The sequence below is a fragment of the Pantoea sp. CTOTU46764 genome, from assembly GCF_031974595.1.
GTDB lineage: Bacteria > Pseudomonadota > Gammaproteobacteria > Enterobacterales > Enterobacteriaceae > Pantoea > Pantoea trifolii.
The window spans coordinates 23326-36623 of the sequence record NZ_DALYOQ010000046.1 but is presented as its reverse complement, the minus strand read 5'-3'; the positions used below and the strand labels follow the sequence as shown (position 1 = coordinate 36623).

The 13298-nt window shown below is 58.1% G+C and carries 11 protein-coding genes; 4 read left to right on the top strand and 7 right to left on the bottom strand.

What is annotated here, in order from left to right; all coding sequences use genetic code 11:
• Positions 1 to 57: 57 nt before the first annotated feature.
• Positions 58 to 1368, bottom strand: a complete 1311-nt coding sequence (gene phoR, locus RTM06_RS15305; RefSeq protein ID WP_312183313.1) for a phosphate regulon sensor histidine kinase PhoR — start codon at positions 1366 to 1368, stop codon at positions 58 to 60.
• Positions 1369 to 1388: 20 nt separating this feature from the next.
• Positions 1389 to 2078, bottom strand: a complete 690-nt coding sequence (gene phoB / locus RTM06_RS15300) for a phosphate response regulator transcription factor PhoB (protein WP_265299816.1) — start codon at positions 2076 to 2078, stop codon at positions 1389 to 1391.
• Positions 2079 to 2275: 197 nt separating this feature from the next.
• Between phoB and sbcD the strand changes: the two genes are divergently transcribed.
• Both sbcD and RTM06_RS15290 read left to right on the top strand, forming a co-directional pair.
• Positions 2276 to 3481 carry an exonuclease subunit SbcD gene (gene sbcD / locus RTM06_RS15295; RefSeq protein WP_312183311.1) on the top strand — a complete coding sequence of 402 codons (1206 nt, stop codon included), beginning with the start codon at positions 2276 to 2278 and terminating at the stop codon, positions 3479 to 3481.
• The gene (locus RTM06_RS15290) at positions 3478 to 7155 is read left to right on the top strand and encodes an AAA family ATPase (protein ID WP_312183309.1); all 3678 of its coding nucleotides are present in this window, start codon (positions 3478 to 3480) and stop codon (positions 7153 to 7155) included. The genes sbcD and RTM06_RS15290 overlap by 4 nt, the downstream gene beginning before the upstream one ends.
• A 52-nt stretch (positions 7156 to 7207) precedes the next feature.
• Here RTM06_RS15290 and RTM06_RS15285 read toward each other — a convergent pair whose 3' ends face one another.
• The 3 genes from RTM06_RS15285 to RTM06_RS15275 are packed head-to-tail and all read right to left on the bottom strand — an operon-like array spanning position 7208 to position 8906.
• Positions 7208 to 7861, bottom strand: coding sequence for a DUF799 domain-containing protein (locus tag RTM06_RS15285; RefSeq protein WP_312183307.1), 654 nt, complete (start codon positions 7859 to 7861; stop codon positions 7208 to 7210).
• Positions 7858 to 8217 (bottom strand): DUF4810 domain-containing protein, encoded by a 360-nt coding sequence (locus RTM06_RS15280; RefSeq protein WP_256695763.1) that lies wholly within the window; start codon positions 8215 to 8217, stop codon positions 7858 to 7860. Before RTM06_RS15280 ends, RTM06_RS15285 begins: the two co-directional genes overlap by 4 nt.
• Before the next feature lie 11 nt (positions 8218 to 8228).
• Positions 8229 to 8906: a CsgG/HfaB family protein gene (locus RTM06_RS15275; RefSeq protein ID WP_265299824.1), complete on the bottom strand. Its 678-nt coding sequence runs from the start codon at positions 8904 to 8906 to the stop codon at positions 8229 to 8231.
• A 154-nt stretch (positions 8907 to 9060) separates the two neighbouring features.
• Between RTM06_RS15275 and RTM06_RS15270 the strand changes: the two genes are divergently transcribed.
• A complete protein-coding gene (locus RTM06_RS15270; RefSeq protein WP_293791681.1) occupies positions 9061 to 9480 on the top strand; it encodes a cell envelope integrity protein TolA in 420 nt (139 codons plus the stop codon).
• On the opposite strand, the gene RTM06_RS15265 is transcribed toward RTM06_RS15270, so the two are convergent.
• Both RTM06_RS15265 and RTM06_RS15260 read right to left on the bottom strand, forming a co-directional pair.
• Entirely contained in the window at positions 9410 to 10501 is a 1092-nt protein-coding gene (locus RTM06_RS15265; protein WP_061717485.1) for an AraC family transcriptional regulator, read from the bottom strand. The genes RTM06_RS15270 and RTM06_RS15265 overlap by 71 nt on opposite strands.
• 151 nt (positions 10502 to 10652) lie before the next feature.
• Positions 10653 to 11657 (bottom strand): phosphotransferase enzyme family protein, encoded by a 1005-nt coding sequence (locus RTM06_RS15260; RefSeq protein WP_271460121.1) that lies wholly within the window; start codon positions 11655 to 11657, stop codon positions 10653 to 10655.
• Between the two features lie 259 nt (positions 11658 to 11916).
• Here RTM06_RS15260 and eat point away from each other — a divergent pair, with 259 nt between their 5' ends.
• Positions 11917 to 13281: an ethanolamine permease gene (gene eat, locus RTM06_RS15255; protein WP_061717487.1), complete on the top strand. Its 1365-nt coding sequence runs from the start codon at positions 11917 to 11919 to the stop codon at positions 13279 to 13281.
• Positions 13282 to 13298 lie beyond the last annotated feature (17 nt).

Genomic DNA, 13298 nt, shown 5'->3' with positions numbered 1-13298 from the left:
CCCGTTCGACGCCGAAATATGTCTTGCCAGATAACTGGCAAGACGGTATCTACGACCTTAGTTAACACGTTCTTGCAGCGCGCTAGCCACAATCAAGCGTGGCGGCAGCAGGAAGCTGAAACAGGTTTCCTGATGCGGCACGCTGGTGATCTCGAGCCGCGCATTATGATGGCCCAGCGCGTGCTTCACGATTGCCAGCCCCAACCCGCTGCCGCCGGTGGCGCGTGAACGCGCTTTGTCCACGCGGTAGAAGCGTTCTGTAAGGCGCGGCAGATGCTGTTCGCTGATGCCCGGCCCGTCATCGCACACCTTAAACTGCGCGCCTTGTTTGGTACGCAACCAGCTGATGTCGATGCGTGTGCCATCCGGCGTGTGATTCACCGCGTTATAGACCAGATTGGAAATAGCGCTACGCAGCTGCTCATCGTTGCCGAACACTTTCAGGTGCGGGTCGGTATGGAAATGGATGGTGTGACGTCCCTGACTCAGCGTTTCCGCTTCACGCTGCAACAGCAGCAGCATGCCCGGCACATCCACCGTCTCTTTCAGATCGATGGCTGGCGCCGCTTCGATACGCGACAAGGTCAGCAACTGCTTCACCAGGCTGTCCATACGGCGCGTCTGCTCTTGCATAGTGTGCAACGCCTTGCTGCGCGTGCGCTCGTTCATCACCGCGTCGTCCATCATTTCCAGATAGCCCTGCAACACCGTTAACGGCGTACGCAGTTCATGACTGACGTTGGCAAAGAAGTTACGTCGCGCACCTTCCAGCTGGTGCATCTGGGTGACATCACGCGCCACCATCAGCCACTGACCTTCGCTGTAAGGCATCACGCGGAATTCCATATGATGCTGATTATTAAGGATCTGCGTCAACGGCGTATCGAACTTGCGCTGGCGGATATAGCGGGAGAATTCAGGATAACGCAGTAAATTGAGGATGTTCTGGCCGTTATCTTCCGGCCAGCGCAAACCAAGATGCTGCTGCGCCAAGCCGTTGCACCAGAAAATGGTGCCCTCTTCGGTGGTCAGCACCACCGCATCCGGCAGCGATTCGGCACCGCTGCGGAAACGTTTGATCAGATTGCCCAGCTCGCGGCGGCGACGCCGGTTGCGCAACTGCATCTGATAGAGGCCATAAAACAGCGGTTCCCAGCTGCCGCGTCCGGTGGGCGGCGTCATTGAACGATCGACCCACAACCAGTGCGACAGACGCATCAGATTGCTGAAGTGCCAGAACATCACGCCGGTCACCGCAATCAGCAGTAACCACGGCAGATATCCGAACAACAGACCCAACACCAGCGCAGGTAAACAGACCAGCGCCAGCTCGGTCAACAATCTCTTCCAGGAGAGTCGTTCCAGCACGGTAAAAACTCCGTTTACGTTTAGTAGCGGGCAGAGAAACGATACCCTGTTCCGCGAACGGTTTGAACCATGCGATCGTGGCCGGTCAATTCCAGCGCTTTACGTAAACGGCGAATATGCACATCGACGGTGCGATCTTCGACATACACATTGGTGCCCCAAACGTGGTTCAGCAGCTGTTCGCGGCTGTACACGCGTTCCGGGTGCGTCATAAAGAAGTGCAGCAGTTTGTATTCGGTCGGCCCCATCTCCAGCGGCGTGGTTTCCGACATCACGCGATGTGAGGATGGATCAAGGCTCAGGCCCTGCATCTCAATCACCTCTTCCACCGCCATCGGTGAAATACGGCGCATCACCGCTTTAATACGCGCCATCAGCTCTTTGGGTGAGAATGGCTTGGTGATGTAATCATCCGCGCCCACTTCCAGACCGCGCACGCGATCCTCTTCTTCACCACGCGCCGTCAGCATCATCACCGGGATGTCACGCGTCATGGCTTCACGCTTCAAATGCTTAATAAACTGAATTCCGCTGCCGCCGGGCAACATCCAGTCCAGCAGAATTAAATCAGGCCAGGGTTCGATCAGCTTACTAATCGCGCTGTCATAATCTTCCGCCTCAATAGGCTGGTAATCATTCTGTTCCAGCACGAAACATAACATTTCACGGATGGGAGCTTCGTCTTCCACAACCAAAATGCGCTTAGCCATTGTAACTCCTGCTAGTGTGACAACGTGTCACGGGGATTTGCGGCGCCATTATGCGTCAGTTTTGTGACACTTTTATGAAAAAGCCGCCCTAAGATAGATAGATAAAAAACAGAAATGTCACAATAAAAATCTGCTTTTTTTCTTTGTGATCTTAAGTGGTTATAATTCGCCTTCGCTAAACAGAGCACGGAGCAAACATGCGCATCATTCACACCGCTGACTGGCATCTCGGTCAGTTCTTTTACAGCAAAAGTCGCGCGCGGGAACATCAGGCGTTTCTCGACTGGCTGCTGGATCAGATTGTGCAGCATCAGGTGGATGCGCTGATTATCGCGGGTGATCTGTTTGATACCGGTTCGCCGCCGAGCTACGCGCGTGAAATGTTTAACCGTTTTGTGGTGGCGCTGCAGCCAAGCGGCTGTCAATTGGTGGTGCTGGCGGGCAATCACGATTCGGTGGCGACGCTGAATGAATCACGCGAGCTGCTGGCCTGCCTGAATACGCAGGTGATCACCAGCGCCACGCCGCAGGGAGAACAACAGGTGTTAACCCTGAAGCAGCGCGATGGCGTGCCGGGTGCGCTGCTGTGCGCCATTCCTTTTCTGCGTCCGCGCGACATTCTGCGCAGCCAGGCTGGCCAATCCGGTCGCGAAAAACAGATCTCGCTGCTGGAGGCGATCGAGCAGCATTATCAGCGCTGTTTCGCCGCCGCGCAGTCAATAAACAGCGCGCTGCCGATCATCGCCACCGGCCATCTCACCACCGTTGGCGTCACTAAAAGCGATTCGGTGCGCGACATCTATATCGGCACGCTGGATGCCTTCCCGGCGCAGGCGTTTCCGCCAGCGGATTACATCGCGCTTGGTCACATCCATCGCGCCCAGCGCATCGCCAACAGCGAACATATTCGTTACAGCGGCTCACCAATTCCACTCAGTTTTGATGAGCTTGGTCGCGAGAAAAGCGTCTTCCTGCTGGAGTTTTCCGACAAGCTTAAGGACGTGACGCCGCTGATCATTCCGCACTTCCAGCCGATGCAGATGCTGAAAGGCTCGATGGCGGAGATTGAACATCAGCTGGCGCAGTTCAGCGAGAGCACCAGCGAGCTGCCGACCTGGCTGGATATTGAGATCACCACCCAGGAATACCTCAGCGATCTGCAACGTCGCATTGAAGCGCTGACCGAAAATCTGCCGGTCGAAGTGCTGCTGGTGCGCCGCAGCCGCGAACAGCGGCAGCGCAGCCTCGAACGGCTGGAGAACGAAACCCTGAGTGAATTAAAAGTGGAAGAAGTCTTCGCCCGCCGACTGGCGCAGGAAGATCAGCTGGATGCTGAACAGGCCGAGCAGTTAACGCAGCTGTTCCGCACCCAGCTTGCCGCGCTGGAGAATCCATCCGCATGAAAATTTTGACGTTACGTTTTAAGAACCTCAATGCGCTGCGCGGCGAATGGTTTATCGATTTCCGCCGTGAGCCCTTTGCCAGCAACGGATTGTTTGCCATTACCGGCGCCACCGGCGCGGGCAAAACCACCTTACTCGATGCGATTTGTCTGGCGCTCTATCACCAAACGCCGCGCCTCGGCACGCTGTCGCAAACCCAGAATGAGCTGATCACGCGCGACACCGCCGAGTGTCTGGCAGAAGTGGAGTTTGAGATCAAAGGCGAAGCCTGGCGCGCCTTCTGGAGTCAGAACCGCGCGCGCGGCCAGGCCGACGGTAAGTTGCAGGCGCCGCGCGTCGAACTGGCGCGCGTGGCGGATAATCAGATCATCGCTGATAAAGTCGGCGACAAGCTGAAAGCGATTGAAACCCTGTCGGGACTCGATTTCGCCCGTTTTACCCGCTCAATGATGTTGTCGCAAGGCCAGTTTGCCGCCTTCCTCAATGCCAAACCCGGCGAACGCGCCGAATTGCTGGAAGAGCTGACCGGCACCGAGATCTACGGACAAATTTCCGTGCAGATCTACGAACGCTGGCGTAGCGCACGCAGCGAGCTGGATACGCTGCGCGCCCGCGCCGGTGGCATGTCGCTGCTCGATGAAGCGCGCCGCGCAGAGCTGACGCAGCAGCTGGCAGAACTCGCCGTGCAGGAGAAATCGCTGAGCGAACAGCTCACGCTGGCGCAGCATCAGCAACAATGGCTGGTGCAGCAGCAACAGCTGATGCAGGAACAGCAACAGGCCGAACAGACGCTGCTTGCCGCGCAACAGGCGTGGCAGCAGGCGGATGGCGATCGTCAGCGGCTGGCGCGGGCCGAACCGGCAGAAAAACTGCGCGAGAAGCTACAGCAGCGCGAACAGCTTCAAGGCGATCTCCGCACGCTGGAACAGCAATCGCAGCAGCTGCAGGCGCAACAGCAGCAGGCCAAAACCGCGTTGCAACAGGGCGAAAGCCATTATCAGGCCGCGCAGCAGGCGCGCGAGCAGGCGTTACAGCAACAGCAGCAGCTCGAAACGCTGCTGACCGAGCAGGTTATCCCGCTCGATCAACGTATTACCACCCTCTCGCAGCAACGGGATGAACAGCAACGGCTGCATCTGCAGCAGCAACAGGCGCTGCAAACCAGCCAAACCGCGTTGAGCCAGCAACAGCAGGTAAGTGAACGTTTACAACAGCAGCTAGTGCAGCAGCAGGAATTCCGCCCCCGAGAAGCCGCCGTCGCCGATTGGGGCGCAGAACTGACGCGCTGGCAGGCGGAGATTGTCCGGCTGGATGAGCGCGAGCAGACATTGACGCAGCTCATCGCACAGCAGCAACAGCAGCGCAGCCAGCTGGAGCAGCATCAGCAGGCGCAGGCTCAGCGTGAAAAGGCGGCGCAACCGTTACAGCAAGCCGAAGCGCAGGCAGCGCAGCAGCGTCTGCAAGCGGAGCAAGCACTGACTTCGCTTGAGGCCGAGATCACCAGCGCCAGCCTGCGCGACGCCCTGGCGCAGCATCAAACGCAACGTGCCGCACGCCAGCAGCTCAGCCTGCTCGCCGCGCAGTGGCGCGCGCTGCAGCCGCAGCGCTTGCAGCGTCAGCAAAAACTGATGCAGCTTCAGCAGCAGCATCAGGAAGCTGAACAGGCGTTACAGGCGCTGCGCGACGAGTACAAACGGGAACATCAGGCGCTGCTCGATGTGCGCAAAATCTGCGAGCTGGAGCGCACCATCGCCCAGCTGGCCGACGAGCGCGCCAAATTGCAGCCGGATCAGCCCTGCCCGCTGTGCGGCTCGTGTCAGCATCCGGCAATCGCGCAATATCAACAGCTTGAACCCGGCGCCAATCAGCAGCGTTTAACTGAGCTGGAAACGCGCGTGGCACAGCTGAAAGAGTCCGGCACCACCAAAGGTGAGCAGCAGAAGCTGTCGCTGCAACAGCAGCAGGCGTTGCAGCAGGAAATCGCTGATTACGACCAGCAGCTGGCGACGGTGAACACCCAATGGCAAGCGCTGAGCGGTGAGCTGGCACTTACCTGCACGCTGGAGCAACAGGACGACTTTACGCAATGGCAACAGCAGCAGGATGCACAGGAACAAACTCAGCTGCAGCAGCTCCAGACGCGAGAAAATGCCGCGCGTGCGCTGCAGCAGGCGAAGGATGCGCATCTGCAACAGCAGCAGCTGTGGCAGCAGCATCAAAATCAACAGCAACTGGCGCTTCAGCAGATCGTTAGCACGCAGCAGACGCTGGATGAAATCAGCCAGCGTGAGACCCGCGAGCGCAGCGCCATGCAGCAACTGGCGCAGCAGCTTGAACAACAGTTAGCGCAGCATCAGCTCAGTTTGCCAGACGCGGCTGAGCGGGAAAGCTGGCTCCACAGGCTACAGCAGCGCTGGAGCGCATGGCAGGAAAATGAGCGCTTACACGGCGAGTTGCAGCCGCAGCTGGCAAAAGCCGAAAGCGAGCGCAGCAGCCTGCAGCAGAATCTGGCGCGTGAACAGCAGCGGCTGGATGAGCTGCAGCAGACGCTCAGCGCGCTGCAACAGCAGCGCCAGCAACAACAAGAACAGCGTCAGCAGCTGTTTGGCGATCGTCTCGTAGCAGAAGCTCGACAGCAGCAGCACGCCGCGCTGCAACATTGTGAACAGGCGCTGGCGCAGCAGCTACAGCAGTGGCAGCAGGCGCAAAGCTCGCTGCACAGTCTGAATGGCCAGTGCGAGCAAATCGCCGCGCAGCAACACACCTTGCGTGAACGCGCTGCCGCAGCCGAAAGCGCCTTCCTCGCCGCGCTGCAGCAGAGTGATTTTGCCGATGAAACGGCGCTGCGTGCCGCCCTGCTGGATGAGCGCGAGGTGCATGAACTGCGCCAACAGTTACAGGTGCTCGATCAGCAGCGCCAGCAGCAACTCACCCTCAGCGAGCAGCTCACGCAGCGCTGCACCGCGCATCAGCAGCAGCGCCCGGCCGATCTCAGCGATGAAGTCGCCGCCACGATTCAGCAACAGCTGGAACAGCTGCGCGTGACGTTGCGTGACAACGCCCGTCAACAGGGCGAAGCGCAGCAGCAGTTGCACAGCGATGCACAACAGCGTTTACAGCAACAATCGTTGCTGACGCAAATCGCTACGGATGAAGTAGAGCTGGCGCAGTTGGGCCGCCTGAACGATCTGGTAGGTTCGGCCAAAGGCGATAAATTCCGCCGCTTCGCACAAGGCCTGACACTCGATCATCTGGTGTGGCTGGCGAACCGTCAGCTCGATCGCCTGCACGGTCGCTATCTGTTGCAACGCCGCATCAGTGAAGAGCTGGAGCTGGAAGTAGTGGATACCTGGCAGGCCGACGCCACGCGCGATACGCGCACGCTGTCGGGCGGCGAGAGTTTCCTCGTCAGCCTGGCGCTGGCGTTAGCGCTGTCGGATTTGGTGAGTCATAAAACGCGCATCGAATCGCTGTTCCTCGACGAAGGCTTCGGCACGCTGGATGCCGAGACGCTGGACACCGCGCTGGATGCGCTCGACGCCCTGAACGCCAGCGGCAAAACCATCGGCGTGATCAGCCATGTGGAAGCGATGAAAGAGCGTATTCCGGTGCAGATCCGCGTCCGCAAGATGAATGGGCTGGGTTACAGCAAGCTGGAGTTGCCAGGGGAATAAATCAGGTCGCCATGAATGGCGACCCTACGATGCTTAGGCGGGCACCGGTTTTTTATCTCACTGTCGCCAACTTATAACGCGGGCCGACCAGCAAGCCGCCCTGCTCGTTCTGCGCCAGCAGACGGGCGCTGGTCACCCCGGCGATGGTGTGTGCTTTATCCGACACATTGCTGGCGATCTGCTTGATTGCCGCTGACACCAACATGCCAATAATGCCACCGTTATTGTTATTGCCATCTTCCGCATCGCTGGCTGTGGCAATGCCTTGCCACAGCTCTTTACCGCTGCGCAAATCCACCAGACGCGCCGTCGCCGACACTTTGGTTACGCTCTGGATCACCTGATAGCTGCTGCCGTAATCGGTCACCGAAATATACAGCGCGCTGTCGGCGTGGAAGATGTCATGCAGACGCTGCGGGCTGACAGCCTGAATTTCATGGCCATTGGTCAATCCGTTCTGCTGGAAGGTTTCATCCACTACCGCCACAGGGAACACGTAATAGCCCGCTTCCGCCAGCGGACGCGTTACCAGCGAGGTGAAGCTGTTCGCCGCATTCACATCCGGCGCGCGGTTATCCGCAGGCAGCACCAGAATCGAGGCCGGTTTGCTGGCGCGGAAGGCGCTGTAGTCGTACGTTTTTTTTTGCGCGCAGCCGGTCAACAGCAGCGCGGCGAGCACGCCTAAAGAAACAATCAGCTTTTTCACTGAGCAACTCCTTGTTTTTTCTTCATCAGAAAGTCCATGTATGGCGCCGATTCCGGGAACAACTGTTTCTCGGTGGCAAACTGGCCGAAGGCTTTATCGGTATCTCCGGTTTTGGCGTACAGCAAACCGAGCTGCGCGTGCAGGCCCGGCGCGACCGGTTTGTTGACCGATTTAGCTTTTTCAATATCCAGGTTCAGTGCTTCAATCTGCTTCTGCGGATCGCTATCTTTTTTGTAGTAGCTGTAAATCTGCTGCTGGTAATCGCCCCAGTAATAGATCGGTTCCGGCCCTTTTGGCGCACAGCCTGCCAGCATGCCCGCAGCGATCAGCGCCGCACTCAGTTGCAACATTTTCATGCTCAATATCCTTATTTCGCCGGACGCCATGCGCCGCTGTTAATGCCATCTACTAAGTGATCAACCGCTTCACGAATCGCCAGATCCATCACTTTACCGTTGAGGGTTGAGTCATAGCTGGTGGTGCCGCCGAAACCAATGATTTCACGCGCTGAAAGCTGGTATTCACCCGCACCCTGCGCGCTGTACACCACTTCTGAGGTGGTGACATCAACTACATTCAGGTTGACTTTGGCATAGGCGACCTGGCTCTTACCGCGTCCCAAAATACCCCACAGCTGCTGATCGCCCACTTCTTTGCGGCCAAATTCAGTGATATCGCCGGTGATGATGTAAGTCGCACCTTTGATGTTCTGTTCGCTCTTCTTAAAGCCCGCTTCCTGCTGCAACTCTTTCAGGTTGCTGCGATCCAGCACGTTGAAGCGATTGGTCTGCTGCAGGTGGGTGACCAAAATGGTTTTCGACTGATTGCCAAGACGATCAACGCCATCAGAGAAGATGCCGTTCATGTACGAGGAACGGTTATCAAACTGGCCAACCGCAATCGGGCTGCGCACGCCCTGATAGGCGGGCTGGCTGGCCGCACGCACCTGTGGTGCTTCAATCGCGCGTGACGATTCGGTTGCGCAGCCGCTGAGCAGCGTGGCGCTTAACAAGGAGAGTGCCGCAAGGGCATATTTTTTCTGCATTTCTAATCCATGAATCAAAAGGGGATAAAGCCGCGAGGCTGCGGCAAATTCTGGTTCTGCCGACAGTCAGAGTAATGCCATAGCATTGGTTGAGTCGGTCTGTAGACTGTCGGCAGTGAGGGGAAGGATCTTTAGTGAAAACACAGGCACATTAATGAATTTAATTAATCGAATGGCGGGATTATTGGGCGGGTTAATGATTGTGGTGGCGCTTAGCGCTTGTCAGCATTCTCAGCCAAAGCAACAGGATAGCATCGTCAACCTGTGCCAGCCGCAGAGTGCGCCGGGCAGCGCATCCTGCAAGTGGGCTGATGAGATGCAGCATCAGCTCAACCAGCATTTCCGCGATGCGCGGCGTTATGCCGGTCAGCAATGTCTGGTGCGGCTCGAGTGGCAAAACAGCGGGCGCTACGCGGTGACGCAGACGCAAGGCGACGAAACGCTGTGCCTGCGCGCGTGGCAGTTGATTGGACAAAGCAAAGATTTACCGCCGCCGCCAGAGGTTAACCAGCCAGCGTGGTTCGGTTTTGCCCCGGCGACGCCGAGCCATCCTGACGCCACTGGCGCGGGCTGATGCCAAACCAGCGGCGGAAGGCGCGGGAAAAGGCGCTGACTTCGGAATAACCAAGCAGCAGCGCCATTTCTGAAATCGGCAGCTGCTTCTGTTGCAGATAATGTGTCGCCATCTCGCAGCGCACTTTGTCCACCAGCGCGGTAAAACTGATGCCCTCTTCGCGCAGCCGCCGTTGCAGCGACCAGCTCGACAAGCCCATTTTTTCGGCAATCTCTTCCAGCACCGGTTCACCCTGCATCAGTGACAAATTCACCTGCGATCGCGCCTGTTCCACCACGCTCTGCAGGCTGGCAGAGCTGTTCAGGCGGCGGATGGCATCCTGCATCACCATCAGCAGCATCGGATCCTGTTCCGGCATGCTGCGCAGCAGATCGCGTTTCGGGATCAACAACGAATTAAACGGTTGGTCAAACCACACCGGCGCATCAAACACTTTGCAGTGCTCGTGCCACTGCTCCGGACGCGGATGTTCGAAATGCACTTCGCGCGGCGCCCAGTTTTTGCCGGCGACGTGACGGATCAAGTTGAGGAACATGCCGAGCGTTAGCTCCGCATCCTGACGTCGTGACAGGATCGCGCCGTGGCGCACCTGATAATCGAGTCGCCAGCACTCGCCTTTGTCCACCAGCCGCGTCAGCGTGTCGTGCTGATGCCATGGAAAGGCATTCACCACGTTGTGCAGCGCCTGCTCCAACGTCGGCGAACAGAGGCCGATATACCCAATCAAGCCTAATGACTGCGGTTTGAACTGCTTGCCGTAATGCAAACCGAAGTTATCAAAACCGGAATGACGCGCCGCTTCTTCCATCACGCGGCAGTAGTTCACCAAACCCAGGCTCAGCGTGGGGCTCGCCAGCAGTTCGGAGTTAATGCCGCTGATGCCAAAGATGCGATCGACATCGCCGCCTTTGTCAGTGATAAACCCGCTCAGTCCGGTGGCGGCCGCTGCCAACACGCCGCGGTTGCTGGCGCTGACGGACAAAGCGCTGAAGGCTTCAGTGGGTGTGATGAGTGATTGCATCGGAACCTCTGCGTGTGGCGCATGTGAAACAGGTGGAGGATTCCAGCAATTTTCGTACCAGGCGAGTGATTTGCGGATTTCGTCGTAGGGTCGCCATTTATGGCGACCTCAATTGCGCCGCAACAGCGCAAAGCTGCTCACTGCTGGTGCATCAGACGCCGACCGGCAGCTGATTGGTTTCCAGATAACGTCGGCAGAGGCGCACCGAGTGATCGGCCCAGCGCGGCCCGAGACTCAGCGCCATTTCCGTTTCCGCGTGCGATCCCATCCACGCGGTCATCTGAATGCGACGCTGGATCAGCAGCGTCGGCACCAGCGCCATCTCGTCATCACTGATGTGCGCCACTTTTTCGTAACCGAGGATCCAGTTATCCACCCATTCGGCGGCGCGCGGATGATGCTCAACGAAACTGATCGCCGCCGCCAGATCGTGCAGATACCAGCCGAGCCCGCAGTCATCAAAGTCGATCACCCGCGTTTCACCTTTATGCAGCAGCAGATTGGTCAGACGCAGATCGGCGTGGATCAAACCATAACGATCCGCCCCTTTGCCGAAGCCTTGTAGCTCTTGCCCGACGCGCGCCACCGCTTCGGCAACGATGCCGTGATCGGCCGGATTGAGGTTCGGCGCATCCTGCCAGCGTCCCCAATGGCTATGATCGCTAACCATGGTGTGATGATCCCAGATGATGCGCTGGAAACCGGCCGGTTTCTGCCAGCTGCGGCTGTGCTGGTGCAAGCGCGCGGTGATGTGACCAAGCTGCTGAAACGCTTTGGGATCGACATCGGTGGTGGGCATGTCACCCTCAATCCAGTGGAACAACACGGCATAGCGCTCGGCGCCGTTTGCCATCGGCAGCGTCAGCACGGTCTCACCCTCGCTGGCCGGGATCGCCTGCGGCACCATGATGCCAATGTCACGCAGCGCATCCAGCCACAGCAGCTCGCTCTGAATGTCCGCTTTGCTGTGATAGTTAGGACGATGCAGACGCAGCGCATAGCGTTTGCCCGCCGCCTGCAACAGGAAGGTGGCATTTTCCGACCGGCACAGCAGCTTCAGTTCGCCGCGCAGTGCCGCGGGATAACGGGCCAGCGCCTGATGAGCCAGCAGGGTGATTTCAGTATCAGTTAAGGTATCGGACTGTTCGGCACTCATTCATCAATCTCCAGCATCAAGCAAGTGGTATCAGCATGGGATGACGTCGTCCTGACTGCTTGACCGCAGACAACCCAAAGTTGACCGCAGCGTGCATCTGGCACTTTTCTTGCCTCAGAGTTGACCGTGGAGGACAAAACTCACTGCGCCCGCGTCAAGTTTTCCCGCGCCAGCCAGCGGCATTATCACTTCACTGTAGCGCAAAGATAAAAAAGCGCGGTGAAGCTGCCGCACCAACAATGACGACGGGGAAAAGACGATGACGAATAAGCTCAAACCCACGCTGGGCACCCTGCATTTGTGGGGCATTGCAGTTGGACTGGTGATTTCTGGTGAATATTTTGGCTGGAGTTACGGCTGGGGCGTGGCGGGCACGCTGGGATTTCTCATCACCACCGCGATGATCGCCACCATGTATACCTGTTTTATTTTCAGCTTCACCGAACTGACCACCGCGATTCCGCATGCCGGCGGCCCATTTGCCTACAGCCGCCGCGCGTTCGGTGAAACCGGCGGCTTGATCGCGGGCCTCGCCACGCTGATTGAGTTCGTATTCGCACCGCCGGCGATTGCCATGGCGATTGGCGCTTACCTCAACGTGCAATATCCCGATCTCAATCCGAAAACCGCCGCAGTCGGCGCCTATATCGTCTTCATGACGCTGAACATTCTCGGCGTTAAATTGGCGGCGATGTTCGAATTGGTGGTCACGGTGCTGGCGGTTCTGGAGCTGCTGGTGTTTATGGGCGTGGTGTCGCCAGGCTTCAGCATCGCCAACTTTGCCGCGAACGGCTGGGCGGGCAGCGATCACTTCGGCATGCCGGCGATGTCGGGTATCTTCGCCGCGATTCCGTTCGCCATTTGGTTCTTCCTGGCGATTGAGGGCGCGGCGATGGCGGCCGAAGAGGCCAAAGATCCGAAGCGCACCATTCCCAAAGCCTACATCACCGGTATTCTGACGCTGGTGGTGCTAGCGATTGGCGTGATGCTGCTGGCCGGTGGCGCTGGCGACTGGCGCAAGCTGTCGGACATCAACGATCCGCTGCCGCAGGCAATGAAGATGATTGTTGGTGAAAACTCCAACTGGATGCACATGCTAGTGTGGATTGGTCTGTTTGGGCTGATTGCCAGCTTCCACGGCATTATTCTTGGCTATTCGCGCCAGTTCTTCGCCCTCGCCCGCGCCGGTTATCTGCCACAGAGTTTAGCCAAGCTGTCGCGCTTCCAGACGCCGCACCGCGCGATTATCGCCGGGGGTTTGATTGGTATCGCTGCCATCTACAGCGATGGCTTTATCAATCTGCAAGGCATGACGCTGACCGCCGCGATGATCACCATGGCGGTATTCGGCGCGATTGTGATGTATCTGATGAGTATGCTGAGCCTGTTTAAACTGCGCCGCACTGCGCCAGAGATGGAACGCAGCTTCCGTGCGCCGGGCTACCCAATTGTGCCCGGCATTGCGCTGGTGCTGTCGCTGGTGTGTCTGGTGGCAATGCTGTGGTTTAACCCGGTGATTGGCGGCCTGTTTGTGGCGATTATGGCGGTGGGATATGTCTACTTCCTGGCGACCAAAGCCCAGCGCGATAACGCACCGCAGGATTCGATGTTAGTGGGTGAGTAAGTGGGTTAGTGCTGGCT

Coding starts and splice junctions, on each gene's coding strand:
- RTM06_RS15290 (WP_312183309.1), top strand. CDS start 3,478: ATGAAAATTTTGACGTTACGTTTTAAGAACCTCAATGCGCTGCGCGGC.
- eat (WP_061717487.1), top strand. CDS start 11,917: ATGACGAATAAGCTCAAACCCACGCTGGGCACCCTGCATTTGTGGGGC.
- RTM06_RS15260 (WP_271460121.1), bottom strand. CDS start 11,657: ATGAGTGCCGAACAGTCCGATACCTTAACTGATACTGAAATCACCCTG.
- phoB (WP_265299816.1), bottom strand. CDS start 2,078: ATGGCTAAGCGCATTTTGGTTGTGGAAGACGAAGCTCCCATCCGTGAA.
- RTM06_RS15270 (WP_293791681.1), top strand. CDS start 9,061: ATGAATTTAATTAATCGAATGGCGGGATTATTGGGCGGGTTAATGATT.
- RTM06_RS15275 (WP_265299824.1), bottom strand. CDS start 8,906: ATGCAGAAAAAATATGCCCTTGCGGCACTCTCCTTGTTAAGCGCCACG.
- RTM06_RS15280 (WP_256695763.1), bottom strand. CDS start 8,217: ATGAAAATGTTGCAACTGAGTGCGGCGCTGATCGCTGCGGGCATGCTG.
- RTM06_RS15265 (WP_061717485.1), bottom strand. CDS start 10,501: ATGCAATCACTCATCACACCCACTGAAGCCTTCAGCGCTTTGTCCGTC.
- sbcD (WP_312183311.1), top strand. CDS start 2,276: ATGCGCATCATTCACACCGCTGACTGGCATCTCGGTCAGTTCTTTTAC.